Genomic DNA, 17,219 nt, shown 5'->3' with positions numbered 1-17,219 from the left:
TCTCGGTGCCTCAGGCCTCGCGCACGGCCAGCGCCAGGAAGCGGGAATCCTCGTCGACGTACGACGTCATGCGCCACCCCGAACCGGCCAGCAGGGCACGCAGGTTCGACTCCGCGCGCAGATCGTCCGGGGTGATCTGCCGTCCGTGTCGCGCCGCGAGCGCCGCCCTGCCGATGGGGTGGAACAGCGCCAGCGTGCCGCCGGGGCGCACCACCCGCGCCAACTCCCGCAGGTCCTCCGCCGGCCGAGCCAGGTGGGACACGAGCCCCGCCCCGAAGACGGCGTCGAGCGATGCGGAGCGCAGGGGCAGCGCGGAGACGTCGGCGAGGAGCAGCCGCCCGTCGCGGTGGCGTCCGGCCCGTACGGCGGCCTCCAGCATGGCCGGCGTCAGATCGGCCCCGACGACCGCTCCGGAGGGCCCCACGGCCGCGCGAAGGGGCGTCAGAGCCCGTCCGGTGCCGCAGCCCGCGTCCAGTACGCGTTCGCCCTCGCGCAGCCCGAGTTCGGCGACCGCGGCCGCGTAGGCGGGACCGTCGTCGGGGAACCGGCGGTCCCAGTCCGCCGCGCGGGCGGTGAAGAACTCCCGGACGTGTGTGTGGTCGTCGCTCATGCTCCGCATGATCCCTCACCGGCAAGGAGGACGTCGCGATGCGCACGTTCGAGCGTGGGGCGATCGAGCCGGCGCACTTCCGAGTCATATTGCGGCACCTTTCGAAATGCGCCCCCTTTGTGCTCCTGTGCCCCCACTAGCGTCCCGGATCCATGGGACACCTGGACCACGCCGCCTTCGGCTGGCTGACCCCCGTGCTGTCGTACGCGATGGCCTGCATCGGCGCCGCCCTCGGTCTGCGCTGCACGGTCCGGGCGCTGGGCGCCACCGGGCGCTCACGCCGCAACTGGCTCGTCACGGCGGCTTCGGCGATCGGCACCGGCATCTGGACCATGCACTTCGTGGCCATGCTCGGCTTCGGCGTCAGCGGCACCGACATCCGCTATGACGTTCCGCTGACCGTGCTCAGCCTCCTCGTCGCCATGGTCGTCGTCTGTGCCGGCGTCTTCGCCGTCGGCTACAGCCGCGACCGCACGCGCGCGTTGCTGATCGGCGGGCTCACCACCGGCCTGGGCGTGGCGAGCATGCACTACCTGGGCATGGCCGCCGTACGGCTGCACGGCGACGTCACCTACGACCCGATGTTAGTCGCGCTCTCCGTCCTGATCGCCGTCGTCGCGGCGACCGCGGCCCTCTGGGCGGCGCTGAACATCGAGTCGCCGGTCGCCGTCACCCTTGCCTCGCTCGTCATGGGCGCGGCGGTGAGCAGCATGCACTACACCGCGATGTTCGCGGTGGACGTGCACGTCACGCCCTCCAGGGAGGCCCTGCCCGGGGCCACGGCGATGCAGTTCATCTTCCCCCTCGCCGTCGGCCTCGGCTCCTACCTCTTCCTGACCTCGGCCTTCGTCGCGCTGTCGCCCACCACCGGAGAGCGCGAGGCGTCCGCCTCGGCGCAGCAGACCGTGGAGCGCGCCACCGGCGGCCGGCCCGCCCGGACCGTGTGACGGCGCCGGACCACACGTCCCGACGACTTCCGAGCGAGGAGGCCATGCGTACACCACGCAGCACTCCCACGGCCGGCTCCCAGCCGCCGCCCCCCGTGCGCGGGCGCCGCGCCCATGCCGGCCCGCCCGCCGACGAAGGGCCGGACGAGCAGCCGGGCGCCCCGACGGCCGCGGCCCTCACGCGCGCGGGACGCCGACGACTGCGTCCGCGCACCGTCCGCGCCAAGATCGTCTGCCTGCTGATGGTGCCGGTCGTCTCTCTGCTGGCCCTGTGGGCCTACGCCACGGTCAGCACCGCCCAGGACATCTCCCGGCTGCGCCAGTTGCAGCGCGTGGACGCCCAGATCCGCACGCCTGTCGCGGACGCGGTCACGGCACTCCAAGCCGAGCGGGCGGCCGCCGTGCGCCACGCCACGCGTACGGCCGCCGCGGAAGGCACCGGACAGGACGTCGAGCTGAAGGGACTCGGTGAGCGGACGGACCGCGCGGTGGCCGGGCTCCGCCTCGGCGACGACAGCACCGTCGCCGACGGCCAGGACCTGCCCTCCGGAGTGGCCGAACGCCTGGAGGCGTTCGTCTCCGGGGCCGAGGGGCTGCGCGCGCTGCGGACCGCCGTGCTCGACGGCAGCGCCGACTGGGACGAGGCCTACAGCGGCTACACAAGGACGATCTCGGCCGCGTTCTCCGTCGGCGGCGCCCTCTCCGGCATCCAGGACGCCGAACTCGGCTCCGACGCGCGCGTGCTGCTCGAATTCGGCCGGGCCGGAGAGGCGCTGGCCCAGGAGGACGTCGTCCTGGACAGCGCACGCCTGGACGGCCGCCTCGACGGCGAACGCCTGCGCCTGTTCACCGGTGCCGTCGACACCCGACGCGCCCTCACCGAGTCGGCCGCGGCCGATCTCGGCGGCCCCGAAAGCACCGCCTGGCAGGACCTGGCCACGAGCAGCGCCTACACCGCACTGCACGCCGTCGAGGACACGGTGCTCGCAGCGGACCCCGGAGCCGGTGCCGTCGCCGCCGCACCCGAGGCCACCTGGACCCAGGCACACACACGCGTACAGGACGGCATGCGGACCGTCGAGGCGGACGCCGCGCGTCGAGTCGCCGAGCGCGCCGACCCGTTCACCCGCGGCCTGCTGACTCCGGCCGGCACCGCCGTGCTGCTCGGCCTCGCCGCCGTCGCCGCCTCGCTCGTCATCTCGGTGCGCATCGGCCGCGCCCTCGTCGTCGAACTGGTCGGCCTGCGCAACAGCGCTTTGGAGATCGCCCGGCGCAAACTACCCGAGGCCATGCGGAGGCTCCGCGCGGGCGAGGAGATCGACGTACGGGCCGAGGCGCCGCCAGGACCACCCGCGGAGGACGAGACCGGCCAGGTCGCCGAAGCTCTGGGCACCGTTCACCGCGCCGCCCTGATGGCCGCCGTTGAGCGCGCCGAACTGGCCAACGGCGTCTCGGGAGTGTTCGTCAACCTCGCCCGCCGCAGCCAGGTGCTCGTGCACCGCCAGCTCCGCCTCCTGGACAGCATGGAGCGCCGCTCGGACGACCCGGACGAGCTCAGCGACCTCTTCCGGCTCGACCACCTCACCACCCGCATGCGGCGGCACGCCGAAAGCCTGATCATCCTGTCCGGGGCGGCCCCCGGCCGGGCCTGGCGCTTGCCGGTGTCCCTGACCAACGTGGTACGCGCCGCCGTCTCCGAAGTCGAGGACTACGCGCGCGTGGAGGTACGCCAACTCCCGGAGGCGTCGGTCATCGGCACCGCCGTCGCCGACCTCACCCACCTCCTGGCCGAACTCGTCGAGAACGCGGCCCAGTTCTCACCGCCGCACACGCGCGTGCGGGTCACCGGCGAGCCCGTCGGCAACGGCTACGCCCTGGAGGTCGAGGACCGGGGACTGGGCATGGGCAAGGAAAGGCTCGCCGAGGCCAACCGGCGCATCGCCGAGTCCGAGGCCCTCGACCTGTTCGACAGCGACCGGCTCGGACTGTTCGTCGTCAGCAGGCTCGCCGCCCGCCACGACGTCAAGGTCCACCTGCGGACCTCGCCCTACGGCGGCACCACGGCGGTCGTCCTGCTGCCCATCGCCCTGCTGCACAACGGCGAGCCGGAACGTTCCGCCCGAGAGGTGGCCGACGCGGAGACACCGGCGGACCACTCGTACGCGCGCGTGCCCGTCGCCGACCGGCACCATGAGGCCGTCACCGCGACCGCCGACCGGCCGGCCCTGGCCGCCCCCGTCGAGGCCGCTCCTGTTGGGGCCGGTCCTGTTGGGGCCGGTCCCGTCGAGCCCGGCCCTATTGAGCCCGTTTCCGCTGAGCCCGTGTCTGTCGAGCCCGTTCCCGTCGAGCCGGCTGCCGTTGCGCCGGCTGCCGTTGAGCCCGTCCCGGTCCGGGCTGCCGTCCGGGCTGCTTCCGTCCGTGCTGGCTCCGTTAGGGCCGTGCCGACGCAGGCGGCCCCCGTCCGGGCCGCCGCCGAGCCGACGGCCGCCGACACCCCACCCCCCGGAGTCACCGCCTTGCGCCTGCACCGCCCACCGGACGACCCCGGCCCGTCCTCCGGATCGTCCGCGGGATCGCCCGGGGGACACCTCGCCGGATCGGACGACCTGCCGCGCCGGGTACGACAGGCGAACCTCGCGCCCCAACTGCGCAGGTCACTCCCCGAAGAACTCACCCAGGCGCCGGGCCGAGACGCCGACGAGCGGCGCACACCCGAACTCGTACGCGACCGCATGGCCGCCTACCGGGACGGCTGGGCGCGCGGCGGCGGCAGACAGCCCGGCCGCGGCGGACAACCCGGCCGCGGCGGACAGCCCGGCCGCGGAACCACGCCGGATCCCGAACCGCGCAGCGACAGCAGCGAAGGAGACCCCGCATGATCCACGACCCGAGCACGAGACCGTCCCAGCGGTCCGGTGAACTCGACTGGCTGCTGGACGACCTGGTGGTGCGCGTGAACGAGGTGCGGCACGCCGTGGTGCTGTCCAACGACGGCCTCGCCGTCGGCGCCTCCGGCGGCCTCAGCCGCGAGGACGCCGAACACCTCGCCGCCGTCGCCTCCGGCTTCCACAGCCTCGCCAAGGGCGCCGGCCGGCACTTCGGGGTCGGCGGCGTACGCCAGACCATGGTCGAGATGGACGACGGCTTCCTGTTCGTGGCCGCCGCGGGCGACGGCTCCTGCCTCGCCGTCCTCACCGCCGTGACCGCCGACATCGGCCTGGTCGGCTACGAGATGGCCCGGCTGGTCAAACGCGTCGGCGAGCATCTCCGCACGCCGCCACGTCTCTCCGCACGGCCGCCCGCCGCGGGCTGAGGCGAGAGAGCGACCTGTGCGGATGACCGAGGACCCGACCGCCGCCGCGGGCGAACAGGGCAGCCAGTGGTACGACACCGAGGCCGGGCCGCTCGTCCGTCCCTACGCGATGACGGGCGGACGGACGAAGCCGGGACCCACCGGGGTTCGCTTCGACCTGATCGCCCTGGTGACCCTCGATCCCGGCGCGCCGGGATCGCCCGCCGCCGACGGCACGGGACTCGGTCCGGAGCACCGGACCCTCGTCGATCTGTGCCACGCCGAGACGCAGTCCGTCGCGGAACTCGCCGCCGGCTCCGACCTGCCAGTCGGCGTCGTCCGGGTCCTCCTCGGTGACCTGCTGGAACTCGGCCGCGTCAGAGTCAGCCGGCCGGTGCCGCCCGCGCAACTCCCCGACGAACGGATTCTGCGCGAGGTCATCGCAGGACTGCGAGCTCTGTGACCGGGCTCCGAAGACGAACCTTCCGACCGATCCGGAAACGAGAGAAGTGATCCATGGTCCCCGAGCACTCCGACCCCGCGGGCGGCGACACGACTCCCCTGGCGTTGAAGATATTGGTCGCCGGCGGATTCGGCGTGGGAAAGACCACCCTGGTGGGCGCGGTCAGCGAGATCAAACCGCTGCGCACCGAGGAACTCCTCAGCGAGGCGGGCCAGTCGGTGGACGACACCGACGGCGTGGACCACAAGGTCACGACGACCGTCGCCATGGACTTCGGCCGGATCACCATCCGCTCCGGTCTCTCCCTGTACCTCTTCGGCACCCCGGGCCAGGACCGCTTCTGGTTCCTTTGGGACGAACTGTCACAGGGAGCCCTGGGCGCAGTGGTCCTCGCCGACACCCGACGCCTGGAGGACTGCTTTCCCGCCGTCGACTACTTCGAGCACCGGCACATCCCGTTCGTGGTCGCCGTCAACTGCTTCACGGGAGCGCGCGCCTACGGAGCCCCCGAGGTCTCGCGTGCCCTCGACCTCGACCAGGGCACTCCCGTCGTCCTGTGCGACGCGCGCGACCGGGCCTCGGGGAAGGAGGTGTTGATCCGGCTCGTCGAGTACGCCGGGCGGATGCACACCGCCCGGCTGCTCGACTCCGTCAGCTGACTGGCACGCACGACAGTCAGTCGGCCACGGCCTTCTGCGCCAGGACCTTGTCGATCGCGACGCGGACGAGGAGTTCGCCGGGGACGCCGTTGCGCGCGCCGAACTCCTCGGCGCGCTCCTCGCCCATGTACCGCGCCCCGATGCGGGCCGCCCAGTGGCGCACCTCGTCGAGATCCTCCGAGAGCCGGGCGCTGCCCTGAAGCACCACGTAGTCGAACGGCGGGCGGTCGTCGTCCACGCACAGCGCGACCCGGCCGTCCCGCGCCAGATTGCGTCCCTTCACCGTGCCTTTGCCCGTGTTGAAAACCACGTCGTCCCCGTCGAGCAGGAACCAGATCGGCGCCACGTGCGGACTGCCGTCCGCACGGACCGTGGACAGCTTCGCGGTGCGGGTGCCGTCCGAGACGAACGCCCGCCATTCCTCATCGGTCATCTTGTGTGCCATGCCCCCCATCCTCCTTGCCCGGCGGCCGGTGGTGGGGAAGGCTGGCGGGCGGGTCCTCGGACCGGGCGGGGACACGGCACGGGGACACGACACGGGGAACGTCACGCGGGGAGACGGAGACATGGGGCAGAAGCAGGGGCTGGGGTGGCTGCTGGACGACCTGACCGAACGGGTCGACCACGTGCGTCACGCGCTGGTCCTGTCCAACGACGGGCTGGTGGCGGGTTCGAGCACGGGATTGCGCCGGGAGGACGCCGAACACCTCGCAGCCGTCTCCTCCGGACTGCACAGCCTGGCCAAGGGGTCCGGCCGTCACTTCCGGGCGGGCCAGGTGCGCCAGACGATGGTCGAGTTCGACGACGCGCTGCTGTTCGTCACCGCCGCCGGCACCGGAAGCTGTCTGTGCGTGCTCAGCGGCGCGGAGGCCGACATGGGCCAGATCGCCTACGAGATGGCGCTGCTCGTCAACCGGGTCGGAGAGCACCTCACGGTCGACGCCCGCCGACCTGACTGGGCACCGTACACAGACCTCTGACCTGCACGTTCTGCGAGCCTCGGGGAGTTTTCCTTAGTTATCCACAGGCTTGCCACGATGTGCGCGGATCGGGCTACGGTTTTTCCCAGGCCACCGCGGACGGCGCGGAGGCACCGCACTCCACGGGGGAGAACGACCATGTCCGACAACACCGTCACGCCATCGCACACCCCGCTCCGCAGCCTCAGCCGCGCAGCGCGGGAACTGGGTCTGAAGCGGAGCGAGTTCGATCTCGCCGTGCATCTCGGGCGGATCAGGACCGTGCCCGACGAAGCAGGCGGGGGCCGCCGGGTGGCGCTCGCCGAGATCGAGCGGCTGGGCTCGTCCCCCGGCTTCCCCGAGGCGCTGGTCAGGAGCGTCCAGGCCGTCGGCACCACCGAGGGAGCCATGCTCCTGGGCGTGCCGCCCGCCCGCTTCACACGCCTCGCACGGGTGGGGCTCGTGGTGCCGGTGAAGTTCTACCTCAATCGCTACCGTGCCGTCGTCTGGCTGTATCTCGCCGAGGAACTGCGGCAGTTCGCGGAGGAGAGGAGCAACAAGTTCCTGTTCACGGGGCGGACGCCCGACTGGATCCGGGACCAGCTGGCCGCCGGCCTGGACACGCGGCCCCGCAACTGGCGTGGACGCCATCTGGGGTTCCTGCTGCGGCAGGCGGACGGCCCCTGGCAGCAGGCGGGAGTCCTGGCCGCGTTCCTCGACCCCGCCCACGTCGCGGAGATCGTCACGGATCCCTACGAACGCACCCACCTGAACCGGTTCCGGCCCGACCCGCCGGCCCACGGCGCCCCCGGCTCACCGGCCGCGCACCTCGTGGACGAGATCACCACGGCCGACCATCCCGACGAGATCGGCTGGCTGAGGTCCGACCTGGCACGGGCCCTGGACGAGGCCCGTACCCAGCAGCCGGCGCCCCGCCCGGCGACCGCCGCCGCCACCACGCCGGCGTCGACGCCGGAAGAGGAAGCGGGGGCGGCCTACGAGCCGCGGAAGTCGCGCGGCGGCCTCCTCGGCTGGCTGCGCGGCAGAAGCACATGACGGCCCGGCAGCCGGCGGCCTAGAGGGCCCGAAACAGCCCCTCCTGCACGACCGACACCAGCAGACGGCCCTGGACGTCGTAGATCCGCCCACGCGCCAGACCGCGCCCGCCCGTCGCGATCGGTGACTCCTGGTCGTACAGGAACCACTCGTCCGCCCGGAACGGCCGGTGGAACCACATGGCGTGGTCCAGCGACGCCATGTCGAAGTTCCGCGGTCCCCAGAGGGGTTCGACGGGGAGCCGGACGGCGTCCAGGAGCGTCATGTCGCTGGCGTACGTCAACGCGCAGGTGTGCACGAGCGGGTCGTCGCCGAGCGGACCGACGGCGCGCATCCACACCGCGCTGCGCGGCTCGGCGTCCTTGATCTCCTCGGGCTTCCACCGCAGCCCGTCCGCGTACCGGATGTCGAAGGGCTGGCGGCGCGCCATCCGCTCCAACTGTTCGGGCAGTCCGCCCAGGTGCTCCCGGACTTCGTCGGTGACCGTCGGCAGGGACTCCGGGTCCGGGACCTCGCGGGCCGGCGGCAGCTGGTGTTCGAAAGGACCTTCCTCAGGCTTGTGAAAGGAGGCGGTGAGATTGAAGATCGTGCGGCCCTGCTGCACGGCGGTGACCCGGCGCGTCGTGAACGACCGACCGTCCCGCACCCGCTCGACCTGGTACACGATGGGCACGCCCGGCCGGCCCGGACGCAGGAAGTACGCGTGCAGCGAGTGCACGGGCCGGTCCCCGTCCGTGGTCCGGCCGGCCGCGACCAGTGCCTGGCCCGCCACCTGGCCGCCGAAGACCCGTTGGAGGGACTCGTGCGGGCTGCGGCCGCGGAAGATGTTGACCTCGATCTGCTCCAGGTCGAGCAGGTCTACGAGCCTCTCGGCGGGATTCGTCATGGGTGCGCTTCTCCTGTGCTCACAACTGGCCGACGTCGGTGACGCGGACGACCGCGCGGCCCTCGGCATCCGAGGCCGTGAGGTCGACCTCCGCGCTGATGCCCCAGTCGTGGTCGTCGTTCGGGTCGTCGAAGATCTGGCGGACGCGCCACAGCGCGTTCTGCGGCTCCTCCTGGATGACCAGCAGCTTGGGGCCGCGCGCGTCCGGTCCGGTGCCGAGGTCGTCGTACTCGTCCCAGTACTTGTCCATCGCCTCGCCCCACGCGTCCGCGTCCCAGCCCGACTCGGCGTCCAGCTCTCCGAGTGCCTCGACCTGGTCGAGGGCGGCGAGCTCGACGCGGCGGAACATCGCGTTGCGGACGAGGACGCGGAAGGCGCGCGCGTTGGTGGTGACCGGCTTGACCTCGTCGGCCTTCTCCTGGGCCTCCTCGGCGGTCATCTCCTCCGGGTTGGCCAGCTGCTCCCACTCGTCCAGGAGGCTGGAGTCGACCTGGCGGACCATCTCGCCCAGCCACTCGATCAGATCCTGGAGGTCCTCGGACTTCAGGTCGTCCGGGACGGTGTGGTCGAGGGCCTTGTAGGCGCTGGCCAGGTAGCGCAGCACGATGCCCTCGGTGCGGGCCAGTTCGTAGTGGGACACCAGCTCGGTGAACGACATCGCCCGCTCGTACATGTCCCGGATCACCGACTTCGGCGACAGCGGATGGTCGCCGACCCACGGGTGGCTCTTGCGGTACGTGTTGTACGCGTGGAAGAGCAGCTCCTCCAGCGGCTTGGGGTAGGTGATGTCCTGGAGGCGCTCCATGCGCTCCTCGTACTCGACGCCGTCCGCCTTCATCGCGGCGACCGCCTCGCCGCGCGCCTTGTTCTGCTGGGCGGCGAGGATCTGGCGGGGGTCGTCGAGCGTGGACTCGACGACCGAGACCATGTCGAGCGCGTAGGACGGCGATTCGGGGTCGAGGAGTTCGAACGCGGCCAGCGCGAAGGTGGACAGCGGCTGGTTGAGCGCGAAGTCCTGTTGCAGGTCGACGGTGAGGCGGACGAGGCGGCCCGTGGAGTCCGGCTCGTCAAGCTTCTCGACGATGCCGCCGTCGAGCAGCGAGCGGTAGATCGCGATCGCGCGCCGGATGTGCCGCAACTGCTGCTTGCGCGGCTCGTGGTTGTCCTCCAGCAGGTGCCGCATCGCCTTGAAGGCGTTGCCGGGTCGGGCGATCACGGAGAGCAGCATCGTGTGTGTGACCCGGAACCGGGAGGTCAGCGGCTCCGGCTCGGACTCGATGAGCTTGTCGAAGGTGTTCTCCGTCCAGGCGACGAAGCCCTCCGGCGCCTTCTTGCGCACCACCTTGCGGCGCTTCTTCGGATCGTCGCCGGCCTTGGCGAGCGCCTTCTCGTTCTCGATGACGTGCTCGGGCGCCTGCGCGACCACGAAGCCCGCCGTGTCGAACCCGGCCCGGCCGGCGCGGCCCGCGATCTGGTGGAACTCCCGGGCCCTGAGCGTGCGCACCCGGCTGCCGTCGTACTTGGTGAGCGCCGTGAACAGCACGGTCCGGATGGGCACGTTGACGCCGACGCCCAGCGTGTCCGTACCGCAGATCACCTTCAGCAGACCGGCCTGCGCGAGCTTCTCCACCAGCCGCCGGTACTTGGGCAGCATGCCGGCGTGGTGCACGCCGATGCCGTGCCGTACGTAACGCGAGAGGTTGCGGCCGAACTTCGTGGTGAAGCGGAAGGCGCCGATCAGCTCGGCGATCTGTTCCTTCTCCTCACGCGAGCACATGTTGATGCTCATCAGCGCCTGCGCCCGCTCCACCGCCTGCGCCTGCGTGAAGTGCACGATGTACACGGGTGCCTGCTTCGTCACCAGCAGATCCGTGAGCGTCTCGGTCAGCGGCGTGTAGCGGTACTCGTAGGACAGCGGCACGGGCCGGGTCGCCGAACGGACCACCGCGGTCGGCCGGCCGGTGCGGCGGGTGAGGTCCTTCTCGAAGAAGGAGACGTCGCCGAGCGTCGCCGACATGAGGACGAACTGCGCCTGGGGCAGCTCCAGGATGGGGATCTGCCAGGCCCAGCCGCGGTCGCCCTCCGCGTAGAAGTGGAACTCGTCCATGACGACCTGGCCGACGTCCGCGTTCTTGCCGTCGCGCAGCGCGATCGAGGCGAGCACCTCGGCGGTGCAGCAGATGACCGGGGCGTCGGCGTTCACGGAGGCGTCGCCGGTGAGCATGCCGACGTTCTCCGTGCCGAAGATCTTGCACAGTTCGAAGAACTTCTCCGACACCAGCGCCTTGATCGGCGCCGTGTAGAAGGTGACCTCGTCCCGGGCCAGGGCCGCGAAGTGCGCGGCTGCGGCGATCATGCTCTTGCCGGAGCCGGTGGGCGTCGAGACGATCACGTTCGCCCCGGAGACCACCTCGATCAGCGCCTCCTCCTGGTGGGGGTAGAGCGTGAGACCCCGCTCCTCGGCCCAGGACTCGAAGGCTTCGTACAGGGCGTCGGGATCTGCGGTCGGCGGCAACTGATCGATGAGGGTCACGCCCCCATCTTGCCTGCCCAGGTGCCCGAGGCGGGAATCGGATGCCGGACCGAAGATCACGGCCGATACGCTGGGTCGCCGACGGAGCGTCATCGCACCCGGTCAACTGGACAGCGACACACGAGGAACAGGGCGGGCAACGGCCATGATGGGACCAGCACACTCACTGTCGGGCGCCGCCGCCTGGCTCGGCGTCGGAGCGGCGGCGGCCGCGGCCGGCCACACGATGCCCTGGCCGGTCCTGCTGGCGGGTGCGTTGATCTGCGCCGGAGCGGCTCTCGCTCCGGATCTCGACCACAAGGCCGCGACGATCTCCCGCGCCTTCGGTCCCGTCTCGCGCTGGATATGCGAGATCGTCGACAAGCTCTCCTACGCCGTCTACAAGGCCACCAGGAAGCAGGGCGACCCACGCCGCTCCGGCGGGCACCGCACCCTGACGCACACCTGGCTGTGGGCGGTCATGATCGGCGGGGGCGCCTCGGCGCTGGCGATCACCGGTGGCCGTTGGGCGGTGCTGGCGATTCTCTTCGTGCACATGGTGCTGGCGATCGAGGGTCTGCTGTGGCGGGCGACGCGCGGTTCCAGCAGCGATGTGCTGGTGTGGCTGCTGGCGGCGACCAGCGCGTGGATCATCGCCGGGATCCTGGACAAGCCGGGCAACGGCTCGGACTGGCTCTTCACCGACCCCGGCCAGGAGTACCTGTGGCTGGGCCTGCCGATCCTGCTGGGCGCGCTGGTGCACGACATCGGGGACGCACTGACCGTCTCGGGCTGCCCGGTGCTGTGGCCCATCCCGATCGGGCGCAAGCGCTGGTACCCGCTCGGTCCGCCCAAGGCGCTGCGGTTCCGGGCGGGCAGCTGGGTCGAACTGAAGGTGCTGATGCCGGTGTTCATACTGCTCGGAGGGGTGGGCGGCGCGGCGGCGCTCAACGTCATCTGACGGCCGCCGCTGGCGGGTCAGGGCGTCGGCGAACCCTCGCCGTAGCGCCGTTCGAAGCGGGCGATGCGGCCCTCCGTGTCCACCGTGCGGGCCTTGCCGGTGTAGAAGGGGTGGCTCTCAGAGGAGATCTCCACGTCCACCACCGGGTAGGTCTCCCCGTCGTCCCAGTCGATGGTCTGCTCGCTGATCGCGGTGGACCGGGTCAGAAAGGCGTAGCCGGCGGCGCGGTCCCGGAAGACGACCGGGCGGTAGTCGGGGTGCTTGTCCTGCTGCATACGTGCTCCTCGTGCGATGGGGGCCCGTCAGCCGTACAGGGCGTCCTCGTCGACGATGTGCACCGCCGCCTCCTCGGCGGAGGCTGCCGCGCCGTCGATGCCGACGTCCGTGGCGATCAGGGCGCTCTCCTCGTCCTCGTGGGCTCCCTCGTCCGGCGCCAGGAGCCGGCCGGAGCGGGCGGAGCCGACCTCCTTGTCCAGGAGTTCCCCGTCGGTGTCGTCGCAGTCACCGATGCCGTCGCCGTCGGGCGGGGCGAGGTCCGGCAGCTCCTCCGCGAGCCGCTGGTCGAGGGTCTCGCCCTGCCGGCGCTCCGCGGCCGTCACACCCGTGTGCTCGACGGCCCACGGCCTCTCCGGGGGCGACCAGCCCCGGTCCAGGGGGTCGGCGACCCCGTCGTTCTCCAGGGTGTCCTCCGCGTCGAGCAGTCCCGCGTCGTCCTGGATCTCCGAGGCATCGGGCTGGTAGACGTCGTCCCCCCATTCGTCGGCGTTGTTCACGGGTACCTCCAAGGGGTGACGGGCCCGTCCTCTCCGGGGTGGGCTGCGGGAGACAGCCGCACGGACCACCGGCCGAGCGCGGCGTCTTCCGGACGGTGGGGTCCGGCTGCCCTCCGCGCGGGTGCCGCTTTCCAGCGTTCCACCCCGGTTCGGTGGCGCGCAACGGCAGAGGCGGCAGCGGCCCGGAAGCCGGCGCCCGCCCCGCCGCCGGCTTCCTCCGCACCGCCCTCCCGTACGAGCCCGCGCCCTCTCTGGCTCCCGCTCCCGCTCAGGCTCCCGCTTCCGTTCCGGCTCCCGCTCCCGTCACCCGTGCCAGGACCGCCAGAGCGCCGCGTACGCTCCGTCCGCCGCGACCAGCTCCGCGTGGCTGCCCAGCTCCGTGATCCGGCCGTTCTCGACGACGGCGATGACGTCGGCGTCGTGGGCCGTGTGGAGGCGGTGGGCGATGGCGACGACGGTACGGCCGTCCAGGACACGGGCCAGGGACCGCTCGAGATTGCGGGCGGCCCGTGGGTCGAGGAGCGAGGTCGCCTCGTCGAGGACCAGCGTGTGCGGGTCGGCCAGCACCAGCCGGGCCAGCGCGATCTGCTGGGCCTGCGCCGGAGTGAGCGCGAGGCCCCCGGAGCCGACCTCGGTGTCCAGACCGTCGTCCAGCGCCCGCGCCCAGCCGTCCGCGTCGACCGCCGACAGCGCGGCCCACAGCTCGGCGTCCTCGGCCTCCTGCGCGCCCCCCGGCCCCGGCGTGCTCTCGTCGAGGTGGAGCCGGGAGTGGGGCAGGGCGAGCCGGAGGTTGTCGCGCAGGGAGCCGACGAAGACGTGGTGCTCCTGGTTGACCAGCGCCACGTGCGAGCGGACGCGTTCGGCGGTCATTCGGGACAGTTCGGTGCCGCCGAGGGTGATCCGGCCGTCGCGCGGGGCGTAGATTCCGGCGAGGAGCCGGCCCAGCGTCGACTTGCCCGCCCCCGAGGGCCCGACCAGGGCGAGCCGGGTTCCCGGCGCGACCTCCAGGGAGACCTCGCGCAGGACATCGACGCCCTCCCGGTAGCCGAAGTGGACGCGGTCGGCGTGCACGTCCCGCCCGGCGGGCTCCAGGGCGGAGTCCCCGGCGTCCGACTCGATGTCGCGCACCCCCACGAGACGGGCCAGCGACACCTGCGCCACCTGAAGCTCGTCGTACCAGCGAAGGATCAGGTTCACCGGGTCGACGAGCATCTGCGCGAGGAGCGCGCCCGTCGTGAGCTGGCCGACGCCGATCCAGCCCTGAAGGACGAACACCCCGCCGAGCATGAGCACCGAGACGAGAACGGTCACGTGCACGACATTGATGACGGGGAAGAGCACCGACCGCAGCCACAGCGTGTACCGCTCCCAGGCCGTCCACTGCCTGATCCGCAGCTCCGACAGCGCGACGCGGCTGTCGCCGAGGCGGTGGGCCTCGACGGTGCGCCCGGCGTCCACGGTCTCGGCGAGGGCGGCGGCCACGGCGGCGTACCCGGCGGCCTCCGAGCGGTAGCCGGCCGGCGCGCGCTTGAAGTACCAGCGGCAGCCGACCACCAGCAACGGAACGGCGACCAGCACGGCCGGGGCGAGGGGCGGCGCGGCGACGACGAGCCCGCCGAGCAGCAGCGCCGCCCACATCACGCCGATGGTCAGCTGGGGCACGGCCTCGCGCATGGCGTTGCCCAGCCGGTCGATGTCCGTGGTGATGCGGGACAGCAGGTCGCCCGTGCCGGCCCGTTCCAGCACGCCCGGCGGCAGCCGCACGGACCGGACGAGGAAGTCCTCGCGCAGGTCGGCCAGCATCCGCTCGCCGAGCATCGCGCCGCGCAGCCGCACCTGCCGTACGAAGGCGGCATGGACGACCAGGCCGAGCACGAACAGGGCGGCGGTGAGCTCCAGATGGAGTTCGCGTGTCCCCTGGGAGAGCCGTTCCACGAGGTCGCCCAGGAGCCATGGGCCCACCATGGAGGCGATCGTGGCGACGGTGTTGACGCCGACGAGGAGCAGGAAGGCGCGGCGGTGCCGGCGCAACAGTTCGGCCACGTAGGCGCGTACGGTCGCGGGGGCGCCGACGGGCAGGGTGTTCGCCGTCTTCGGTGCCGCCGGGTCGTAGGCGGGTGGCGCCACGCCGATCATGCCGTCTCCTCGATCTCTCGCAGTTCGTCGTTGTCGAGTCCCTTGAGTCCGTCGAGTCCCTTGAGGGCGTCGCTCATGGCGGCCTCCTCGTCGGTCTCCCGGGTCACCACCGCGCGGTATCGCGGTTCGGTGTCCAGCAGTTCGCGGTGCGCGCCGACCGCCTCGACCCGGCCCTCGTGCACGAGGACGACCCGGTCCGCGCGGTCCAGGAGCAGCGGGGACGAGGTGAACACGACGGTCGTGCGTCCGGCCCGCAGTGCGCGCAGCCCTTCGGCGATGCGGGCCTCGGTGTGCGAGTCGACGGCGGAGGTGGGCTCGTCCAGGACGAGGACCTCGGGGTCCGTGAACAGCGACCGGGCGAGCGCGAGCCGCTGCCGTTGCCCGCCGGAGAGGGAGCGTCCGCGTTCGGTGATACGGGCGTCCATGGGGTCGTCGGCCTCCAGTGAGCCCTGCACGAGCGCGTCGAGCACGTCGCCGCACTGGGCGGCGGCCAGCGCGGACGCCGCGTCGACGGCGCCCGAGGCGGGCACGTCCAGCAGGTCGCGGAGAGAACCCGACAGCAGGACGGGGTCCTTGTCCTGGACGAGGACGGCCGTGCGGGCGCAGTCCAACGGCAGTTCGTCCAGCGGGACTCCGCCGAGGAGTGCGGACGGGCCGTCCTCCGAGGGGTGTCCGCCCAGGCGTTCCGCGAGCCGTCCGGCCGCGTCCGGGTCGCCGCACACCACGGCGGTGAGGACGGAGGCCGGGGCGAGCAGTCCGGTGGCCGGGTCGTACAGGTCGCCCGTGGGGAGGTCCGCGTCGCGCGAACCGCCGATGTCTGTCACCCGTTCGAGTGAGAGGACGCGGGCGGCGCGTTGTGCCGACGGGCGGGAGAAGGAGTAGGCCATGGCGATCTCCTCGAAGTGCCTGAGGGGATAGGTGAGCACCATGACGGAGCTGTAGACGGTGACGAGTTCGCCGACGGTGATCCGGCCCTCGCGGGCCAGGTGGACGCCGTAGACCACGACCGCGACGAGCAGCAGTCCCGGCAGCAGTACCTGGATGGCGCTGATCAGGGACCACATGCGGGCGCTGCGGACGGCCGCGTGGCGGACCTCCTGGGAGGCGCGCCGGTAGCGGTCGAGGAAGAGTTCCTCGCCGCCGATGCCGCGCAGCACGCGCAGTCCGGCCACGGTGTCCGAGGCCAGTTCGGTGGCGCGTCCGGCTTTCTCACGCTGGTGGTCGGCCCGGCGGGTCGCGTGGGGCAGCAGCGGCAGCACGGCCAGCGCCAGCACGGGCAGGCCGACGGCGACCACGATCCCGAGGGCCGGCTGGTAGACGACCAGGCCGACGCAGACGAGCACGACCGTGAGGGCGGCCGCGGTGAAGCGCGACACGGCCTCCACGAACCAGCCGATCTTCTCGACGTCGCCGGTGGAGACGGCGACGACCTCGCCGGCGGCGACCCGTCGGCTCAGCGCGGAGCCCAACTGGGCGGCCTTGCGGGCGAGGAGTTGCTGAACGCGGGCGGCCGCGGTGATCCAGTTGGTGATGGCGGCCCGGTGCAGGAAGGTGTCCCCGAGCGCGATGGCGGCCCCGAACAGGATCATCAGCCCGCCGGCGAGGGCGAGTCGGGAGCCCGAGCGGTCGACGACGGCCTCGACGGCGAACCCGACGCAGAACGGCTGCGCCGAGACGGCCATGAAGTGCAGCAGACCCCAGGCCAGGGACCTGAGCTGGCCGCCGAGTTGGTTGCGGCCGAGCCACCGCAGGAAGTGGGGCCCCGAGCGCGCGTCCGGCACACCAGGGTCGGGATACGGAAGGTCTTGGATCTGCATGACGTCCCATTGGCTCGTGTCAGGTGGGGGGAGGGGAAGCGGGCGGACGCACGGACGGCCCGTGAGAGCGGCGCAGCAAACCGTGAAAGGTTCGCGTCGATGGGCGGTCGGAATCAACCTGTTTTTTCCGCGACGGCGCAGCGGTCGG

General features: G+C 72.1%; 16 protein-coding genes. 8 read left to right on the top strand and 8 right to left on the bottom strand.

The window, feature by feature from the left end; translation table 11 throughout:
- Positions 1-10: 10 nt before the first annotated feature.
- Positions 11-610, bottom strand: a complete 600-nt coding sequence (locus ACFYX4_RS39325; protein WP_389344474.1) for a class I SAM-dependent methyltransferase — start codon at positions 608-610, stop codon at positions 11-13.
- A 152-nt stretch (positions 611-762) separates the two neighbouring features.
- Here ACFYX4_RS39325 and ACFYX4_RS39320 point away from each other — a divergent pair, with 152 nt between their 5' ends.
- Genes ACFYX4_RS39320 through ACFYX4_RS39300 form a run of 5 tightly spaced genes read left to right on the top strand, consistent with a single transcriptional unit; the run spans position 763 to position 5,971 of the window.
- Positions 763-1,557, top strand: a complete 795-nt coding sequence (locus tag ACFYX4_RS39320; RefSeq protein WP_389344472.1) for an MHYT domain-containing protein — start codon at positions 763-765, stop codon at positions 1,555-1,557.
- A gap of 44 nt (positions 1,558-1,601) precedes the next feature.
- Positions 1,602-4,436, top strand: a complete 2,835-nt coding sequence (locus ACFYX4_RS39315) for a nitrate- and nitrite sensing domain-containing protein (RefSeq protein ID WP_389344470.1) — start codon at positions 1,602-1,604, stop codon at positions 4,434-4,436.
- Entirely contained in the window at positions 4,433-4,870 is a 438-nt protein-coding gene (locus ACFYX4_RS39310; RefSeq protein WP_389344468.1) for a roadblock/LC7 domain-containing protein, read from the top strand. Before ACFYX4_RS39315 ends, ACFYX4_RS39310 begins: the two co-directional genes overlap by 4 nt.
- A 22-nt stretch (positions 4,871-4,892) precedes the next feature.
- Positions 4,893-5,312 (top strand): DUF742 domain-containing protein, encoded by a 420-nt coding sequence (locus tag ACFYX4_RS39305; protein ID WP_389344466.1) that lies wholly within the window; start codon positions 4,893-4,895, stop codon positions 5,310-5,312.
- A 53-nt stretch (positions 5,313-5,365) separates the two neighbouring features.
- Positions 5,366-5,971, top strand: coding sequence for an ATP/GTP-binding protein (locus tag ACFYX4_RS39300; RefSeq protein WP_389344464.1), 606 nt, complete (start codon positions 5,366-5,368; stop codon positions 5,969-5,971).
- Between the two features lie 16 nt (positions 5,972-5,987).
- Here the strand turns inward: ACFYX4_RS39300 and ACFYX4_RS39295 are convergent, their stop codons facing one another.
- The gene (locus ACFYX4_RS39295; RefSeq protein WP_389344462.1) at positions 5,988-6,416 is read right to left on the bottom strand and encodes a PPOX class F420-dependent oxidoreductase; all 429 of its coding nucleotides are present in this window, start codon (positions 6,414-6,416) and stop codon (positions 5,988-5,990) included.
- 121 nt (positions 6,417-6,537) lie between these two features.
- Between ACFYX4_RS39295 and ACFYX4_RS39290 the strand changes: the two genes are divergently transcribed.
- Both ACFYX4_RS39290 and ACFYX4_RS39285 read left to right on the top strand, forming a co-directional pair.
- Positions 6,538-6,951, top strand: a complete 414-nt coding sequence (locus ACFYX4_RS39290; RefSeq protein ID WP_389344460.1) for a roadblock/LC7 domain-containing protein — start codon at positions 6,538-6,540, stop codon at positions 6,949-6,951.
- Positions 6,952-7,089: 138 nt separating this feature from the next.
- Positions 7,090-7,986 (top strand): DUF6397 family protein, encoded by an 897-nt coding sequence (locus tag ACFYX4_RS39285; protein WP_389344458.1) that lies wholly within the window; start codon positions 7,090-7,092, stop codon positions 7,984-7,986.
- A 19-nt stretch (positions 7,987-8,005) separates the two neighbouring features.
- On the opposite strand, the gene ACFYX4_RS39280 is transcribed toward ACFYX4_RS39285, so the two are convergent.
- A complete protein-coding gene (locus ACFYX4_RS39280; protein WP_389344456.1) occupies positions 8,006-8,872 on the bottom strand; it encodes an acyl-CoA thioesterase in 867 nt (288 codons plus the stop codon).
- 19 nt (positions 8,873-8,891) lie between these two features.
- Positions 8,892-11,405, bottom strand: coding sequence for a DEAD/DEAH box helicase (locus ACFYX4_RS39275; protein ID WP_389344454.1), 2,514 nt, complete (start codon positions 11,403-11,405; stop codon positions 8,892-8,894).
- Positions 11,406-11,550: 145 nt separating this feature from the next.
- Between ACFYX4_RS39275 and ACFYX4_RS39270 the strand changes: the two genes are divergently transcribed.
- Positions 11,551-12,345, top strand: a complete 795-nt coding sequence (locus ACFYX4_RS39270; RefSeq protein ID WP_389344452.1) for a metal-dependent hydrolase — start codon at positions 11,551-11,553, stop codon at positions 12,343-12,345.
- A 17-nt stretch (positions 12,346-12,362) separates the two neighbouring features.
- Here ACFYX4_RS39270 and ACFYX4_RS39265 read toward each other — a convergent pair whose 3' ends face one another.
- The 4 genes from ACFYX4_RS39265 to ACFYX4_RS39250 form a co-directional block, all read right to left on the bottom strand.
- The gene (locus ACFYX4_RS39265) at positions 12,363-12,620 is read right to left on the bottom strand and encodes a type B 50S ribosomal protein L31 (protein ID WP_389344450.1); all 258 of its coding nucleotides are present in this window, start codon (positions 12,618-12,620) and stop codon (positions 12,363-12,365) included.
- Between the two features lie 27 nt (positions 12,621-12,647).
- Positions 12,648-13,118: a DUF5709 domain-containing protein gene (locus tag ACFYX4_RS39260; RefSeq protein WP_389344448.1), complete on the bottom strand. Its 471-nt coding sequence runs from the start codon at positions 13,116-13,118 to the stop codon at positions 12,648-12,650.
- Positions 13,119-13,421: 303 nt separating this feature from the next.
- Positions 13,422-15,254 (bottom strand): ABC transporter ATP-binding protein, encoded by a 1,833-nt coding sequence (locus tag ACFYX4_RS39255; RefSeq protein WP_389344446.1) that lies wholly within the window; start codon positions 15,252-15,254, stop codon positions 13,422-13,424.
- Positions 15,251-17,071 carry an ABC transporter transmembrane domain-containing protein gene (locus tag ACFYX4_RS39250; RefSeq protein WP_389344444.1) on the bottom strand — a complete coding sequence of 607 codons (1,821 nt, stop codon included), beginning with the start codon at positions 17,069-17,071 and terminating at the stop codon, positions 15,251-15,253. The genes ACFYX4_RS39255 and ACFYX4_RS39250 overlap by 4 nt, the downstream gene beginning before the upstream one ends.
- Positions 17,072-17,219 lie beyond the last annotated feature (148 nt).

It is taken from the genome of Streptomyces sp. NPDC002328, assembly GCF_042890065.1.
Taxonomy (GTDB): domain Bacteria; phylum Actinomycetota; class Actinomycetes; order Streptomycetales; family Streptomycetaceae; genus Streptomyces.
The sequence above is the reverse complement of the archived record's forward strand: the minus strand, read 5'-3'. Positions and strand labels throughout refer to the sequence as shown.